Genomic DNA, 16,072 nt, shown 5'->3' with positions numbered 1-16,072 from the left:
GCGCTCACGGCGTACTAGGACGTCCGAGCTTCCCCGTAGTCCGCGGCCTCGCGTTCGATTATCGCGCGGGAGGAGGCTTCGGTGAAACGGGGTGATTGCGGCCCAGGAGAGATGGTGGCACCCGGGGCCGCACAGGAAAAGCCGCCGGGTGCGGTGGTCGCGTCCCGGCGGCTTCCTGGAGGTGGGGCTACCGGGTCAGCCGGCTACTCGCGCGGCGAGGGCGTCGCCGATGGCTTCGGTGGAGCGGAAGGTGCCGTCGCGCTCGGCCAGGTCGGCGGAGACCGCGTCCTCGATGCGGACGGCCTGGTCCTCGTAGCCGAGGTGGCGCAGCAGGAGGGCGACCGAGAGGATCGTCGCGGTCGGGTCGGCCTTGCCGGTGCCGGCGATGTCCGGGGCCGAGCCGTGGACGGGCTCGAACATGGACGGGAAGGCGCCGGTCGGGTTGATGTTGCCCGAGGCGGCCAGGCCGATTCCGCCGGTCACGGCGGCGGCGAGGTCGGTGAGGATGTCACCGAAGAGGTTGTCCGTGACGATGACGTCGAAGCGCTCGGGCTGGGTGACGAAGAAGATCGTCGCGGCGTCGACGTGCAGGTAGTCGGTGGTGACCTCGGGGTACTCCTGGCCGACCTTGTCGAAGATGTTCTTCCACATGTGGCCGGCGTAGACGAGGACGTTGTTCTTGTGGACCAGCGTCAGCTTCTTGCGCGGGCGGCCGTTGGCCCGCTCGTACGCGTCACGGACCACGCGCTCGACACCGTAGGCGGTGTTGATGCTGACCTCGGTGGCCACCTCGGCCGGGGTTCCGGTGCGCAGGCTGCCGCCGTTGCCGGTGTACGGGCCTTCGGTGCCCTCGCGGACCACGACGAAGTCGATCTCCGGACGGCCGGCGAGCGGGGTGGCCGTGTTGGGGAAGAGCTTCGACGGGCGCAGGTTGATGAAGTGGTCGAAGGCGAAGCGGAGCTTCAGCAGCAGACCGCGCTCCAGGACGCCCGACGGGACCGAGGGGTCGCCGATGGCGCCCAGCAGGATCGCGTCGTGGTGCTTGAGGGCTTCGAGCTCCGCGTCCGGGAGGGTTTCACCGGTGCGGTGCCAGCGCTGGGCGCCGAGGTCGTATTCCTTGGTCTCCAGCTTCACATCCTGGGGCAGGACCGCGGTAAGGACCTTGAGGCCCTGAGCCACGACTTCCTGGCCGATGCCATCACCGGGGATCACTGCGAGATTGATGCTGGTCGACATGGTGGAACCGTACTCCTTGTCCCATCCCTCAGACATATTGCGTCCACCATGTGGACGCAATATGTCTCGGGCCGGGGAATGCCCAACGGCAGGTCAGTGGCCGGTCAGCGGCCGGTCAGTGGCCGGTCGAGCCGCCGTTGTCGCGGCGGTCCAGCGCGCGCTGGAGGGCGGCGGCGGCGTTCTTGCGGTCCGCATCGGCGGAAGCGGAGCGGCGGACGCGGCGGGCGGTGGTGGAGGGGGTGTGCGTCATGGTGATCGACTCCTTGAGATCACGGCGCGGCGGGGCCGCGGATGAGGGGTTCCTTCAAGGCGCCGGAAGAGGCGGGGAGCGGTGCGCGGCAGGGGTTGCCTGCCATGGGGCGCGCGCTCTCGACCGCCATTCGCCGGATCGGCGAGACGTTCGGCTTCTACAACGTAGGCCAGCTCCCGCTGTATGTCTCCGCAATTACTCGGACTTCCTACTATCTGAGACGCCGAACCACCCGGAGGCCCCTCTCCGGAGCTCCGATTTCAGCCGCTCACAGCACGAAGTTCCCTGATCAGAGCCCGTACGGTGAGGGTCGCGGCAGATTCCGGTGTCGTGACGTATCCCACGCGCCTCACCGGCCCCTCCGGCCCCAGACCGGTGACGTCCACGGCTCCGGTCGCCTCCCGGAGGGACAGCTCTGGCATGATCGCCATGCCGAGCCCCCGCCCGACCATGGTCAGCACCATCGCGTCGTCCTCCGCCTTGACCGTCGCCCGCGGGATCCAGTCCTGCGCCAGCCACCAGGCGCGGGTGTGGGAGCCGCAGTTCTCGTCCCAGTCCATCAGCGGCAGCGCCTTCGGGTCGGGGTGCCCGGCCGGGTGCACCAGGGCGTACGCCTCCTCCACGAGCACCCCGCTCAGCAGACCGGGCGGCAGTCCCTGCGCCGCGCCCAGGGTCGCGATGCCGAGGTCCGCGCGGCCCGCGGCCACCTCCCCGGCCGCTCCGGCGCCGAGCTCGCGCACCACCCGGACCTCGGGGCGGATGCCGGGGTGGCGGGCGGTGAGCCGCTCCAGGGCCGGGGGCAGCAGGTGCAGGGCCGCGCTGCGGAAGGCGGCGATCCGCAGCACACCGGCCGGCTCCGCCGGACCGGCGGAGCCGCCCGCGCCGCGCACCTCCGCGCCCATGACCTCGTAGAGCCGCAGGATCCGGCGGGCGTGCCCGACGGCGCGCTCCCCCGCCGGGGTGGGCGAGGCACCGGTGCGGCCGCGCGCGAAGAGCACCGCGCCGAGCTTGGCCTCGCTGCCGCGCACCGAGTGGGAGACGGCCGACTGGGTGAGGCCGAGCGAGGCGGCGGCAGCGGAGAACCCGCCGTGCTCGGCGACGGCCACCAGCACGCGCAGTTCCTGCGGAAGGAGCTCGGCCACCTGGCCTCACCTCGTTCTATGAGCGTCGTTCATGGATGTGCGGCTTCCATGAACCGAACCCTCTGCCCGGCCCGGCGATTCCCTCCTAGCGTCGGCGCCATGACCACGAACACCGCATACGCCGTCCACCAGATCGCCCGCCCGGCCGGCTTCCCCGCCGCCTCCGACTTCGCCCGCGTCCGGACCCCCGTCCCCGAGCCGCGGCCCGGCACCGCCCTGGTGCAGAACCTGCTGCTCTCGGTGGATCCGTACCACCGCGGACTGATGGACGGCGGCGAGGGCGGCTTCGAGCTCGGCACCCCGCTGGAGGGCCGCTCGGTGGGCCGGGTCGTCGCCTCCCGCGACCCTGGCCTCGCGGAGGGCGACCTGGTCTTCCACCGCGAGGGCTGGCGCACCCACGCCCTCGTCACCCTGGGCACGGGCGGCACCCGCATCCTGCGCGGCCACGAGGGCGTCCCGCTGGAGGCGTACCTCTCCCTCCTCGGCGGCACCGGCCTGACCGCGTACGCCGCCCTGACCCGCACCGCGGGCCTGCGCGCGGGCGAGGACCTCTTCGTGTCGGCCGCGGCGGGCGGAGTCGGGACGGCCACCGGCCGCATCGCCCGGCTGCTCGGCGCCCGCCGGATCATCGGCAGCGCCGGTTCGGCGGCGAAGGTCCGCCACCTCACCGGGGCCCTCGGCTTCGACGCGGCCTTCGACTACCACGACGGGCCGGTCGGCGAGCAGCTCGCACGGGCCGCGGCCGCGACGGGGGCGGACGGCATCGACGTCTACGTGGACAACGTCGGCGGGGACCACCTGGAGGGGGCGATCGACGTGCTGCGCGAGTACGGCCGGATCGCCTGGGTCGGCGGGATCTCGATGTACAACGGCGACCGCTCCCCCGCGGCGCCCCGCAACCTCTTCGAGGTCGTACACAAGTCGCTTCGCCTGGAAGGGGTATTGGTTCGCAATCACACCAATCTGCAGGAAGAGTTGGAGGACTTCCTCGTCCCCCACCTGCGCAGTGGCCGGATCGGAACCGACACCACCGTTGTACAGGGGTTTGATCACACGGTGGACGCCTTCCTGGGCATGCTCCGAGGGGACAACCTGGGCAAGATGCTCGTACGGGTCGACGACTGAATCAGGCCACCCGGATGTTCACCGACTTCTTACCGCACGGATGTAGACCTTTGGCGCGGCTGCCGCCACTCTTGCCGTCAATGTGCCAGCGGGGCACTTGAGTTGGAGGCGAGCAGCCAGTGACACCTATCAGCCGCAGAGGATTCGTGGGAATCGGCGCCGGGCTGATGGCAGGGGCGGCCCTGCCCGCGATCGCACCGACCTCGGCGGCCGCGGCCGCCGCGTCCGGCACGATCACCGACGTGAAGCACGTGGTGATCCTGATGCAGGAGAACCGCAGCTTCGACCACTACTTCGGCAAGCTGAAGGGTGTCCGCGGTTTCGGCGACCGCGCCGCCGGAAACATCCCGGGCGGCTGGGGCATGTTCAACCAGCCCAACTGGGGCGGCCGCCAGTACCCGTGGAAGCTCAGCTCCACCCCGCCGGCGGGCGGCGTCGACGGCGAGACCCTCGCCCAGTGCAACGGCGACCTCCCGCACAGCTGGACCTCGCAGCACGCGGCCTGGAACAAGGGCCGCATGGACAACTTCGTCACCGGCGTCGGCAACACCCGCACCCTCGGGTACCTCGACCGCGGCGACATCCCGTTCCACTACGGCCTCGCCGACAACTACACGATCTGCGACGCCTACTTCTGCTCCACCCTGAGCGCGACGGGCCCCAACCGCACCTTCCTGTGGAGCGGCAAGGTCGACGCCTCCAGCAAGGACGGCGGCGACGAGTCCGGGCTGACCTGGGAGACGTACGCGGAGGCCCTCCAGCGCGCCGGGATGAGCTGGAAGGTCTACCAGAACGCCCAGGACAACTACGGGGACAACGGGCTGGCCTACTTCAAGAAGTTCACCGACGCCGCCCCCGGCAACCCGCTGTGGGACCGCGGCATGGGCTCCGTCCCCAAGGTCACCGGCTCCACCCCCGACGACATCGCCGCCGCCATCCGCGCGGACGTGGTCGCCGGCACCCTCCCGCAGGTCTCCTGGGTCGTGGCGAACGAGGCCTTCTCCGAGCACCCGTACGCCCCGCCCGGTGACGGCGCGCACTTCGTGGACCTGGTCTACCGCGCGCTCTCGGCGAACCCGGAGGTCTTCGACTCCACCGTCCTCTTCCTCAACTACGACGAGAACGACGGCTTCTTCGACCACGTCCCGCCGCCGGTCGCCCCGCCCGGCACCGCGGGCGAGTACATCGACGGCGTGCCGATCGGGCTCGGCTTCCGCGTCCCGATGATCGTGATGTCCCCGTGGACCCGCGGCGGCTGGGTGAGCTCCGAGGTCTTCGACCACACCTCCGTGCTCCGCTTCATGGAGAAGTGGACGGCGGCCCTCGGCACCCCGGCCACCTGTCCGAACATCAGCGCCTGGCGCCGCAAGGTCACCGGCGACCTGACGGGCGTCTTCGACTTCGCGCACCCGGTCTACGGGGTTCCCGCGGGCCTGCCCTCCACGGCCAAGGTCATCGGCCAGGCGACCTGCGGCCCGCTCCCCAACCCGGTGCCGCAGGACAACGCGCAGCCGGCCCAGGAGGCGGGGACACGGCCCGCGCGCGCCCTTCCGTACCAGGTCAACGGGAACCTGGACCGCTTCGAGTTCGGGTCGGGCGGCAAGATCCTGGCCTGGTTCTCGATGACGAACGCGGGCGCCGAGGCGAAGCAGGCGGCGCACTTCTCGATCCACCCGCACCAGTACCGGGACACGGCCGCCTGGCAGTACACGGTGGACGCCGGCGCCACGTCGACGGACTACTTCAACATCGGCACGGGCAGCGGCTCCGGCAAGTACGACATCTCGATGTACGGGCCGAACCGCTTCCTGCGGCGGTTCATCGGCGACGCGTCGAAGGCGGGGAAGTCGATCGAGGTCGCGACCCGCTTCGCGATCGAGCCGGGGACGGGCAAGACGGCCGTCTACTACAAGCTGACCAACTCCTCGTCCTCCCCGGTCACCTTCACGGTCCGCCCGAACGCCTACCGCACGGACGGACCGTGGACCTACACCGTCCCGGCGAACTCCTCCCGGGAGGACTTCCTCAACGCCGTCGCCTACAGCAACGGCTGGTACGACTTCACGGTCCTCGCCGACTCCGACGGCACCTGGTCGCGCCGCTACACGGGCCACATCGAGACGGGCGCGCCGAGCATCAGCGGCAGCTAGTGGCGTGACCGTGACCGGCTAGAGGACGTCGCCGTCCCGCCAGTCGAAGTCGAGCCGCCCGGCGGGGTCCAGCCGGACCCCGCCGGGCGGCTCCCACACGTACGTCGAACCCTCCTCCTCGGGCAGCCGCACCGGCCCGTCCGGCGAGAGCGCCCCGACCGCGCCGGGCCACACGGACCAGCCGCGGGCCCGGTAGAGCCCGGCCCCCGCCTCCGAGGCCGACAGCGCGCCCAGCACGCAGGCCCGCGCGACGACCTCCTCCAGCCGGGCCATGACCAGCCCGCCGAGCCCGCACCGGCGCCGGTCGGCCCGCACGGCCACGGCCTCGACGTACCCGGTGCGCAGCGCCCGCCCCCCGTGCACCACCCGCCGCTGCACGACGCTCCCGTGCGCGACGAGCTCGCCGCCCTCGTGCACGAGCGCGTGCATCCCGCCCAGCGCGTGCTCGAAGTCCTCTTCCCCGAACTCCCCCTCGAAGGCGGCGTCGAGCAGCTCCCGCACCTGACGCAGCTCCCCGGCGGCCAGCTGCGAGGTGTGCCGCAGCGAGACCGCGCGCCCGGCGCCCTTGTCCAGATCACCCATCCGGGGACCGTACCAAGCTGGCTCCCCCACCACCCGTATCCGCTATGCGGACATGAAATATCGCCCACCGGCCAGATTGGGCCGCCCTGACTCTGGCGGTCTGGACCATTGCCTCGGCAGACTCGCCCCATGTCTCCCGATACAGAAGCGTGGACCCCGATCCACGGCCGGCCGTACCGTCCCGCCCCCTACCGCCCCGAGCGGATGCCGAGCCGGGAATCCCTGGCGCGGGCCGCCGAGTTGCGGACGCGGATGGACGAGCGCAGGACCGTACGCCACTTCTCCCCCGACCCGGTGCCCGAGCAGGTGGTCCGGGACGCCATCGCGTGCGCCGCGACCGCACCCTCCGGGGCGCACCAGCAGCCGTGGACCTTCGTCCTGGTCAAGAACCCCGCCGTACGGGAGCAGATCCGCGCGGCCGCCGAGCAGGAGGAACAGCTCTCCTACGACGGCCGGCTCGGCGACGAGTGGCTCGCGGCCCTGCGCCCCATCGGCACGGACGCCGTGAAGACCCACCTCACCGACGCCCCGGCCCTGATCGTGGTCTTCCAGCAGCGCTACTGGCTCGGCGAGGACGGCACGAAGCACAAGCACTACTACGTGGACGAGTCGGTCGGCATCGCGGTCGGCATGCTCCTGTCGGCCCTCCACCTCTCCGGCCTGGCCGCCCTGATCCACACCCCGAGCCCGATGCGCTTCCTCGCCCACGTCCTGAACCGCCCCGAGAACGAGAAGGCCTTCGCCGTCATCCCGGTCGGCTACCCGTCGGACGACTGCGAGGTCCCGGACCTGGTCCGCAAGTCCCTGGACCAGGTCATCGTCGAGGTCTAGGCGGCTCGCCGGACATGAAACCGCCCCCGCTCCGGACTTGGGGGTACCGGAACGGGGGCGGGGTTCGGTGGGACCGGGACGGTCAGCCCATGTGGGGGTAGCCGTACTCGGTCGGGGCGACCAGGGTCTCCTTGATGGAGCGGGTCGAGGTCCAGCGCGTCAGGTTCGAGGCCGCGCCGGCCTTGTCGTTGGTGCCGGACGCGCGGCCGCCGCCGAAGGGCTGCTGGCCGACGACGGCGCCGGTCGACTTGTCGTTGATGTAGAAGTTGCCCGCCGCGAAGCGGAGCTTCTCCATCGCGTCGGCGGCCGCGTAGCGGTCGGCGGCGATGATCGAGCCGGTCAGGGCGTACGCCGAGACGGACTCCATCTGGGCCAGCATGGCGTCGAAGTCGGCGTCCTCGTAGACGTGGATCGCCAGGATCGGGCCGAAGTACTCGGTCGTGAAGACCTCGTTCTCCGGGTCCGTGCACGCGATGACCGTCGGGCGGACGAAGTAGCCCTCCGAGTCGTCGTACGTGCCGCCGGCGACGATCTCGCAGGTCGGGTCGGCGATGGCGCGGTCGATCGCGGCCTTGTTCTTCGCGAAGGAGCGCTCGTCGATGACGGCGCCGATGAAGTTGGTCAGGTCGCGGACGTCACCCATGGCGATGCCGTCGACCTCGGCCGCGAAGGCCTCCTTGAAGCCGTCGTTCCAGATCGAGGCCGGGACGTAGGCGCGCGAGGACGCCGAGCACTTCTGGCCCTGGTACTCGAAGGAGCCGCGGGTCAGGGCGGTCTTCAAGATCGCGCGGTCCGCGGACGGGTGCGCGACGACGAAGTCCTTGCCGCCGGTCTCGCCGACCAGGCGCGGGTAGGACTTGTACGTCTCGATGTTGGTGCCGACCGTCTTCCACAGGTACTGGAAGGTCTTGGTGGAACCGGTGAAGTGGATGCCGGCCAGCTCGGGGTGGGTCAGCGCCACGTCGGAGACGGCGATGCCGTCGCCCGTCACCAGGTTGATGACGCCCTTCGGCAGGCCGGCCTCCTCCAGCAGCTCCATGAGGAGGACCGCGGAGTGGGTCTGCGTCGGGGACGGCTTCCACACGACCACGTTGCCCATCAGGGCCGGGGCGGTCGGCAGGTTGCCCGCGATGGCCGTGAAGTTGAACGGGGTGATCGCGTAGACGAAGCCCTCGAGCGGGCGGTGGTCGCTGCGGTTCCACACGCCGGCGGAGTTCGCGACCGGCTGCTCGGCCAGGATCTGGCGGGCGAAGTAGACGTTGAAGCGCCAGAAGTCGACGAGCTCGCACGGGGTGTCGATCTCGGCCTGCTGCGCGGTCTTCGACTGGCCCAGCATGGTGGACGCGGCCAGCTTCTCGCGCCACGGGCCGGACAGCAGCTCGGCGGCGCGCAGGATGATCGCGGCGCGGTCGTCGAAGGACATCGCGCGCCAGGCCGGGGCGGCGGCCAGGGCGGCGTCGACGGCCTCCTGGGCGTCGGCCTGCGTGGCGTTCGCGTAGGTGCCGATGACCGACTTGTGGTCGTGCGGCTGCACGACGTCGAAGCGCTCGCCGCCGCCCATCCGCTTGACGCCGTTGATCGTCATCGGGAGGTCGATCGGGTTCTCGGACAGCTGCTTCAGCTGCGTTTCGAGGCGCGCACGCTCCGGGGTGCCGGGGGCGTACGAGTGGACCGGCTCGTTGACCGGCACGGGGACCCGGGTTACAGCGTCCATGATGCGGGGTGCTCCTTGAGCTAGTGGGAGGGCCTAGTTCTTGGTGATCATCGAGCGGAGGAAGAAGAGCAGGTTGGCCGGCTTCTCCGCGAGGCGCCGCATGAAGTAGCCGTACCAGTCGGTCCCGTACGCCGTGTAGACGCGCATGCGGTGGCCCTCGGCGGCGAGGCGCAGGTGCTCCTCGCTGCGGATGCCGTACAGCATCTGGAACTCGTACTCGTCCAGCTTGCGGCCCGCCTTGCGGGCGAGCTCCTGGCCGATGGCGATCAGGCGCGGGTCGTGGGACCCGATCATCGGGTAGCCCTCGCCGTCCATCAGGATCTTCAGGATGCGCACGTACGCCTTGTCGATCTCGGCCTTGTCCAGGTACGCGACCTCGGCGGGCTCCTTGTAGGCGCCCTTCACGATGCGCACGCGGCTGCCGGCCGCGGCCAGGCGGCGGGCGTCGGCCTCGGTGCGGAACAGGTACGCCTGGATCACGCAGCCGGTCTGCGGGAAGTCCCGGCGCAGCTCCTCGTGGATGGCGAACATCGAGTCGAGGGTGGTGTGGTCCTCGGCGTCCAGGGTCACGGTGGTGCCGATGGCGGCGGCGGCCTCGACGACCGGGCGGACGTTGGCGAGGGCCAGCTCGTGGCCGCCCTCCAGTGCCTGGCCGAACATGGACAGCTTCACGGACATCTCGACGGTCTCGCCGAGGCCCAGGTGGGCGAGCTGCTCGACGAGCTCCAGGTACGCGTCGCGCGCGGCGTGGGACTGCTCCACGGTGGTGATGTCCTCGCCGACGACGTCGAGGGTCACCTCCAGGCCCTTGCTCGTGAGGTCCTCGACGATCGGGATGACCTGGTCGACCGTCTCACCGGGGATGAACCGGTTCACCACGGGCTTGGTCACCGGGGCGGCAGAGACGATTCGGCGCATCTTGTCGCTGCGCGAGGCGGCGAGGATCGCGGGACCCAGCACGGGGTACCTCCAACGGGGGCGGGCAGAAGCAGACATTCAGCCCGCGCCGGGACGACGGAGGCCATAAGGAAAACGCAAGTAAAACCACCGTGAAACCTAGGGATCTCCCTGATCCTCTGCCATCGACAGCTGTCACGCATCCGTGGCCCGGATCTCATACATCTGTCTGAAGCGCCGGTCCGGGGGTGGGAGAATGTGCGGGTGAAGGGCGATTACCAGGACCTGGTGGACGAGATTTCGGCGCTGCTCGGCGCTCCGGCGACGCTGGAGAACCGGGACTTCCGCCTCATCGCCTTCGGCGCGCACGACAGCGACGACGATCTGGCCATGGACCCCGTGCGGACCCGCTCGATCCTGACCCGCCAGTCGACGGCGGCCGTCCGGGCCTGGTTCGAGGGCTTCGGCATCGCCCGCGCCACCGGACCGGTCAGGATCCCGGCCGCCCCCGACGCCGGTGTCTTCCGGGGCCGGATCTGCCTGCCGGTGCGCTACCGCGGGATCGTCCAGGGGTACGTGTGGCTCCTCGACCAGGAGCCCGGCCCCGACGCGGAGGCGCTGGACGCCGCCATGGAGGTGGCCCAGCGGATCGGGCTGCTGCTCGCGGAGGAGGCCCGGGCGGGGGCCGACCTGTCCCGGGAGTTCCTCGCGGTGCTCACCGCCGGGCGCGGCTGGCAGCAGGACATGGCGGTGGCCGCGCTACGGGTGGCACTCGGTCCGAGCGGCGAGGGACCGCACGCCGCGGTCTGCGTGAGCCCGTGGTCCGGCGAGGCCCCGGCTTCGGTCCCGGGAGCGGCGGCCGTGTGCGTGGTCCCCTCGCGCGGGGCCGGCGAGGAGGAACCCCGCACCGGTGGCGGCCGCCCGGCGGGGCAGTCCCTGGCGGTCCTGGTCCGGCTGCGCGGTGCGGACCCGCTGGCCCCGGCCCTGACGGCGCTCGCCCGCCTGATGCCCGGCGCCGCCGCCGGCCCGGGCGGGGCGGGCGGCGCCGGCAGTCCGGGCGCGGCCGGCGGTGCGGGCGGGACCGGGGCCGGTGCCGGGGTCACCCCCGGCACCGGTGTCAGGGTCGGTCCCGGCGCCGGCCCCGGCGGGAAGGCCGTCGCCGGCGGATCGGCCGCCGGAGTGACCGCCCGGGGGGCCGCCGGGGTGACCGCCGGGGTGTCCGACCCCGTGCGGGCGCTCACCGGACTGCCCGCCGCCTGGCAGCAGGCCACCGCCGCCGCCCGGGCCGCGGCCGCCGGGCCGCGGCTCGGCCCGGTCGCGCAGTGGTCGGCGATCGGGCCCTACCGGATGCTGGCCTCCGTAGCCGGGGAGGCCCTCGACGACCCGGTGACCCGCACCCTGCGCGGCCCGGCCAACCCCGAACTGGCCCGGACCGCCGAGGTGTTCCTCGACTGCGCGGGCCAGGCGGGCCGCGCGGCGGCGGCTCTCGGGATCCACCGCCAGACCCTGTACTACCGCCTGTCCAGGGTGGAGCAGCTGACCGGCCTCGACCTGGACGAGGGCGAGGACCGCCTCCTCCTGCACATGGCCCTCAAGGCGGCCCGGCTGCACGGCTGATCCGCCGAAACGCCGACCCGCCGCCGGGGCCGGGGCCAGGGGCCGGGGCCTCAGCCGCCCCCCGGCACCGCCAGCCGCAGCAGGCCCTCCGCGCCCTCGGCGAGCAGCGCCGCGGCCCGCTCCTCCCCCGCCAGGTGGTGCAGCAGCTGCTGCTGGAAGAGGCCGTCCAGCATGGCGTACGCCACGGGCGCCGAGGGGACGGCGTCCGAGCCGGACAGCTCCGCGTACCGGGTGACGACCCGCCAGATCATGTCCTGGAGCATCCCGTCGATCTCCAGGACGTCCGCGCGGAACGACTCCTCGAAGAGCGCCTGCGCGCGCAGGTCGTACCAGAGCCGGTGCATGGCGGTGTCCTGCGCCAGCGTCTCGGCGAGCAGCGCCGCGAACCCCGTGCGCAGCTCCCCGGCCGTGCCGCTGTCGGCGACGATCCGGTCGTAGCGGCCCACGCAGTCGGCCTTGTACTGCCGTACGCAGTAGGTGATCAGGTCGATCTTGTCGCGGAAGTAGTAGTGCAGCACGCCGTGCGAGAACGGCGAGTTCTGGGCGATCTCGCGCAGGCTGGTGCGCGCGTACCCCAGTTCGGAGAGCGTCTGCAGCGCGGCGGCCGCGAGTTCGCGGCGGCGCTCCTCGAACTTGTCGACCTGACGCCGCGCGATGCGCTCGCCCTGCCGCTCGGCCATGGCCATCGGCTGCCTCCCCCTGCGGAACCCGAGCACTCTGCGGTCGCAGCGTAGCCGACCCCCTGTTTCCTTGACGACCGTCCAAGAAAATCTTGACGACTGCCCAAGAATATCTTGACGACCGTCCAAGGCCGGTCCTACGTTGTGCCGCGCATCACTTCCGACGTGAAGGGACCGGCACCATGGGGCAGTTGGATCTGACGGGCAAGCGAGTGCTCGTCACCGGAGGAGCACGAGGACTGGGCGCCGGCATGGCGCGGACCATGGCGGAGGCGGGGGCGTCCGTGATGCTCGGCGACGTGCTCAAGGACGCCGCCGAGCAGACCGCCGCGGACATCGCCGCGGCCACCGGGGCGCGGGTGACCTCGACCGCGATGGACGTCACCAGCGACGACGACTGGGCGACGGCCGTCGCACACACCGTCTCCGAGTTCGGCGGCCTCGACGTGCTCGTCAACAACGCCGGCATCGAGGTGACCCAACTCCTCGTCGACACCGAGCCGGACGAGATCCGCCGGATGCTCGACGTGAACGTCCTCGGCACGATGCTCGGCGTCAAGCACGGCCTGCGCGCCATGCGCCGCGGCGGTCCGGCCGGCGGCGACGGCGGAGCGATCGTCAACGTGTCCTCCGTCGCCGCGACCATCGCCTTCCCCGGCATCGCCGGGTACTCCGCCACCAAGTCCGCCGTGGACCGGCTCACCCGCGTCGCGGCCGCCGAGTCCGGCCGCCTCGGCTGCGGCGTGCGCGTCAACTGCGTGTACCCGGGCCTGGTCGCCACCGAGATGGGCACCAAGCTCGCCGTCGAGACCTCCGGACTCGGCCTCTTCGACGGCCCCGGCGCCGCCGTCGAGGCCGTCGTGGCCCTCACCCCCTCGGGTCGCCTCGGGGAGGTGGCGGACATGGCCGACGCCGTGCTCTTCCTGGCCTCGGACGCCTCCCGGTTCGTGAACGGCGCCGGCCTGTCGGTCGACGGCGGCATGGGCATGTGACGGACGACGACCCGAACCCCCCTTCCGACCGGAGCACCCGCATGACCGTGAACACCGAAGTGGAGAAGAGCACCGACGTGACCGAGAACCAGCAGACCGCCCGCAAGAGGCCCGTCGTCGTCTATGGCGCCTCCGGCTACACCGGCCGCCTGATCTGCGAGTACCTGCGCGAGTACCGCGTCCCCTTCATAGCCGCCGGCCGCGACGCCAAGAAGGTCCAGGCCGTCGTCGACAGGATCCCCGGCATCGAGACGGCCGACTACGAGGTCGTCGAGGTCTCCCACGACGTCGACGCGCTCACCGAGCTGTTCAGCGGAGCGAAGGTCGTGTGCTCCACCGTCGGCCCGTTCATCAAGTACGGCCCCGACACCGCCCTGGCAGCGCTGCGCGCCGGCTGCCACTTCCTGGACACCACCGGCGAGCAGGACTGGACCCTGCTGGCGCAGCAGGAGTACGGCCGGCGCTTCGCCGAGGCCGGACTGCTGCTCTCGCCGGGCATCGCGCAGATGTACACCACCGGCGAGATCGCCGCGAACGTCGCCCTGGAGGCCGGCCCCGGCCTGGACACCCTGGACATGCTGGCGCTGTGGAAGGGCTTCCCGACCTACGCCTCCACGCAGACCATCTTCACGATCCTCAAGGCCGACTGGTACCACCTCGTCGACAACGAGTACGTCGCCTGGGACCACCAGGCGACCCGCGAGTGCGTGGTCCCCGGCCAGCACGGCACCGCCCTGACCGTGCCCTGGGGCGGCACCCTGCACCCCGTCTGGTTCAAGGACGACCCGCGCGTGGCGACCTGCACCGTCACCGGCGGGGTCCTGGACCGTGCGGTGATGGACGGAGTGGTCGCCACCACCGCGATGTTCGAGGAGCAGATCCGCCCCCTGGAACCGGCGGCCCAGGAGGCGGCCCTCTCCGAGATCGCGGCCGGGCTCCAGGCCGACATGCCGCCCCGCGAGAACCCCCGTACCAACACGTCCATCGACTCGGTGTACGCCTCCGGCCCGCTCGGCCGCGTCCACGTGGCGCTGCACGGCAACTCCAACTACAAGCAGACCGGCCTGCTCCAGGCGTACGCCGCGTACTCGCTGCTCCAGCAGCCGCCGCGGCGCGCCGGCTTCGCCTCGGCCTGCCAGGCCTTCGGACACCGCGAACTGCTCGGCGTACTGAAGAACTTCGGCCTGGTGATGGACCCGATCGTCACGGCGCACACGTGATGTCGCCCGCGGACCACCTCGACAAGGGCGCCTCCCTGGGCCCCGACGAGGTGTGTCTGAGCGGACCGGGCCGGACCATGACCTACGCCGAGGTCCAGGCCCACGCGCTCGCCGTCGCCGCGGCGCTGGCCCGCTCCGGCATCGAGCCCGGAGAATCGGTGGCGATCCTCTCCCACAACGACGTCACCGCCTTCGCGACGATGTTCGGCATCGCCCGGCGCGGCGCCGTCTGGTGTCCGGTGAACCCCCGCAACACGGCCGCCGAGACGCGGCAGTTGCTCGACCTCTTCGACTGCCGCTGCCTGGTCTTCCATCCCGCGTACGCCGCGCAGGTCGCCGAGATGGCTCCGCACCTGCCGGAGGTGACCACCTACGTGTGCCTGGACGACAGCGTCGAGGGGTACGTGTCGCTGGAGCGGTGGACGGCGGACGGGGCGGCGGGCGGGCCGGCGGCGGACGTCGTCCAGCCCCTCCCCGACGGCCTGGCCATGCTCGTCGGGACGGGCGGTACGACCGGAGTGCCCAAGGGGGTGATGCTCACCTCCGGGAACCTGGAGGCCATGACGGCGCTCACCCTGATGGGCTACCCCTTCGAGGGCCGCCCGACCTACCTCGCCCTCACGCCCCTCACCCACGCCGCCGGGGTGCTGTGCTTCCCGGTCCTCGCCCTCGGCGGGCGGATCGTGGTCATGGAAGCCCCCGACGTCGGGGAGTTCCTGCGGCTGATCGGGAGCGAGCGGGTCACGCACACCTTCCTGCCGCCCACCGTCATCTACGGACTGCTGGACCACGAGCGGGCCGCCACCACGGACTACTCCTCGCTCCAGTGCTTCTGGTACGGCGCGGCGCCCATGTCCCCGGCCCGGCTGAAGGAGGCCATCGAGCTGATGGGCCCCGTCATGGGGCAGCTCTTCGGGCAGACGGAGGCCCCGATGATGGTCGCCACGATGCACCCGCGCGACCACGTGGACACGGACGGCAAGGTCCTGACCCGCAGGCTCTCCGCGGCGGGCCGCCCCGGCCCGCTGGTCACCGTGGCCGTCATGGACGAGGAGGGCCGTACGGTGCCCGCCGGCGAGCGCGGCGAGATCGTGGTGCGCGGCTCGCTGGTGATGGCCGGGTACTACAAGGACCCGCGGGCCACCGCCGAGGCCTCCCGCTTCGGCTGGCACCACACCGGTGACATCGGCTTCCTGGACGAGGAAGGGTTCCTGCACGTCGTCGACCGCGCCAAGGACATGATCATCACCGGCGGGTTCAACGTGTACTCGGCCGAGGTGGAGCAGGCCCTGATGGAGCATCCCGCCGTCGCCGACTGCGCGGTGGTGGGGCTGCCCGACCCCAAGTGGGGCGAGCGGGTGACCGCGGTCCTCCAACTGCGCCCGGGCGCCCGCCTCGAAGCGGCCGAGGCGATCGGCTTCGCCAAGGAGCGCATCGGCTCGGTGAAGGCGCCCAAGCGGGTGGAGATCTGGCCGGACCTGCCGCGCTCGAAGGTCGGCAAGGTGCTCCGGAGCGAGGTCAGGCAGCGCCTCGCGTGAACGGCCGCGGTGGGGGGGGGGGGGGGAGGGGGCCCCCCCCCCCCGGTTCGCTCCCAGGACCAGAACAGCTTTCCGGGGTCTCGCCTCGTCACCTGCTC

Annotated in this window: 14 protein-coding genes; 7 read left to right on the top strand and 7 right to left on the bottom strand. The window is 71.7% G+C overall.

The genetic code is table 11. The features are described from left to right. Positions 1-195 precede the first annotated feature (195 nt). The 3 genes from ACZ60J_RS37445 to ACZ60J_RS37435 form a co-directional block, all read right to left on the bottom strand. Complete coding sequence (locus ACZ60J_RS37445; RefSeq protein WP_469688655.1) at positions 196-1,236, bottom strand: 3-isopropylmalate dehydrogenase; 1,041 nt, start codon at positions 1,234-1,236, stop codon at positions 196-198. A gap of 115 nt (positions 1,237-1,351) precedes the next feature. Next, entirely contained in the window at positions 1,352-1,486 is a 135-nt protein-coding gene (locus ACZ60J_RS37440; RefSeq protein ID WP_266881296.1) for a hypothetical protein, read from the bottom strand. A 260-nt stretch (positions 1,487-1,746) separates the two neighbouring features. Continuing rightward, the gene (locus ACZ60J_RS37435) at positions 1,747-2,628 is read right to left on the bottom strand and encodes a LysR family transcriptional regulator (RefSeq protein WP_469688654.1); all 882 of its coding nucleotides are present in this window, start codon (positions 2,626-2,628) and stop codon (positions 1,747-1,749) included. A 99-nt stretch (positions 2,629-2,727) separates the two neighbouring features. On the opposite strand from ACZ60J_RS37435, the gene ACZ60J_RS37430 reads away from it, so the two are divergent. Together ACZ60J_RS37430 and ACZ60J_RS37425 are read left to right on the top strand one after the other, a co-directional pair. Further along, positions 2,728-3,753, top strand: a complete 1,026-nt coding sequence (locus ACZ60J_RS37430; protein WP_469688653.1) for an NADP-dependent oxidoreductase — start codon at positions 2,728-2,730, stop codon at positions 3,751-3,753. Between the two features lie 119 nt (positions 3,754-3,872). Further along, a complete protein-coding gene (locus ACZ60J_RS37425) occupies positions 3,873-5,903 on the top strand; it encodes a phosphocholine-specific phospholipase C (protein ID WP_469688652.1) in 2,031 nt (676 codons plus the stop codon). A gap of 18 nt (positions 5,904-5,921) precedes the next feature. Here the strand turns inward: ACZ60J_RS37425 and ACZ60J_RS37420 are convergent, their stop codons facing one another. After that, complete coding sequence (locus tag ACZ60J_RS37420) at positions 5,922-6,485, bottom strand: GNAT family N-acetyltransferase (RefSeq protein WP_469688651.1); 564 nt, start codon at positions 6,483-6,485, stop codon at positions 5,922-5,924. 129 nt (positions 6,486-6,614) lie between these two features. Between ACZ60J_RS37420 and ACZ60J_RS37415 the strand changes: the two genes are divergently transcribed. Beyond that, positions 6,615-7,316, top strand: a complete 702-nt coding sequence (locus ACZ60J_RS37415) for a nitroreductase family protein (protein ID WP_469688650.1) — start codon at positions 6,615-6,617, stop codon at positions 7,314-7,316. 82 nt (positions 7,317-7,398) lie between these two features. Here the strand turns inward: ACZ60J_RS37415 and pruA are convergent, their stop codons facing one another. Both pruA and ACZ60J_RS37405 read right to left on the bottom strand, forming a co-directional pair. Then, on the bottom strand, positions 7,399-9,030 hold the full coding sequence (pruA, locus tag ACZ60J_RS37410) for an L-glutamate gamma-semialdehyde dehydrogenase (RefSeq protein WP_469688649.1): 1,632 nt from the start codon (positions 9,028-9,030) through the stop codon (positions 7,399-7,401). A 33-nt stretch (positions 9,031-9,063) separates the two neighbouring features. Beyond that, positions 9,064-9,990 carry a proline dehydrogenase family protein gene (locus ACZ60J_RS37405; RefSeq protein WP_469688648.1) on the bottom strand — a complete coding sequence of 309 codons (927 nt, stop codon included), beginning with the start codon at positions 9,988-9,990 and terminating at the stop codon, positions 9,064-9,066. 201 nt (positions 9,991-10,191) lie between these two features. On the opposite strand from ACZ60J_RS37405, the gene ACZ60J_RS37400 reads away from it, so the two are divergent. Continuing rightward, positions 10,192-11,544, top strand: a complete 1,353-nt coding sequence (locus ACZ60J_RS37400) for a PucR family transcriptional regulator (protein WP_469688647.1) — start codon at positions 10,192-10,194, stop codon at positions 11,542-11,544. Positions 11,545-11,594: 50 nt separating this feature from the next. Here the strand turns inward: ACZ60J_RS37400 and ACZ60J_RS37395 are convergent, their stop codons facing one another. Further along, on the bottom strand, positions 11,595-12,230 hold the full coding sequence (locus ACZ60J_RS37395; protein ID WP_469688646.1) for a TetR/AcrR family transcriptional regulator: 636 nt from the start codon (positions 12,228-12,230) through the stop codon (positions 11,595-11,597). 176 nt (positions 12,231-12,406) lie between these two features. Between ACZ60J_RS37395 and ACZ60J_RS37390 the strand changes: the two genes are divergently transcribed. From ACZ60J_RS37390 to ACZ60J_RS37380, 3 genes are read left to right on the top strand one after another with little or no spacing between them, the layout of a single operon-like run. Continuing rightward, positions 12,407-13,216, top strand: coding sequence for an SDR family NAD(P)-dependent oxidoreductase (locus ACZ60J_RS37390; RefSeq protein WP_469688645.1), 810 nt, complete (start codon positions 12,407-12,409; stop codon positions 13,214-13,216). A 41-nt stretch (positions 13,217-13,257) separates the two neighbouring features. Continuing rightward, positions 13,258-14,436, top strand: a complete 1,179-nt coding sequence (locus ACZ60J_RS37385) for a DUF5938 domain-containing protein (RefSeq protein WP_469688644.1) — start codon at positions 13,258-13,260, stop codon at positions 14,434-14,436. After that, positions 14,436-15,974, top strand: a complete 1,539-nt coding sequence (locus tag ACZ60J_RS37380; RefSeq protein WP_469688751.1) for an AMP-binding protein — start codon at positions 14,436-14,438, stop codon at positions 15,972-15,974. The genes ACZ60J_RS37385 and ACZ60J_RS37380 overlap by 1 nt, the downstream gene beginning before the upstream one ends. The last annotated feature ends 98 nt before the right edge of the window (positions 15,975-16,072 follow it).

Source organism: Streptomyces sp. NPDC104226 (assembly GCF_055584085.1).
The sequence above is the reverse complement of the archived record's forward strand: the minus strand, read 5'-3'. Positions and strand labels throughout refer to the sequence as shown.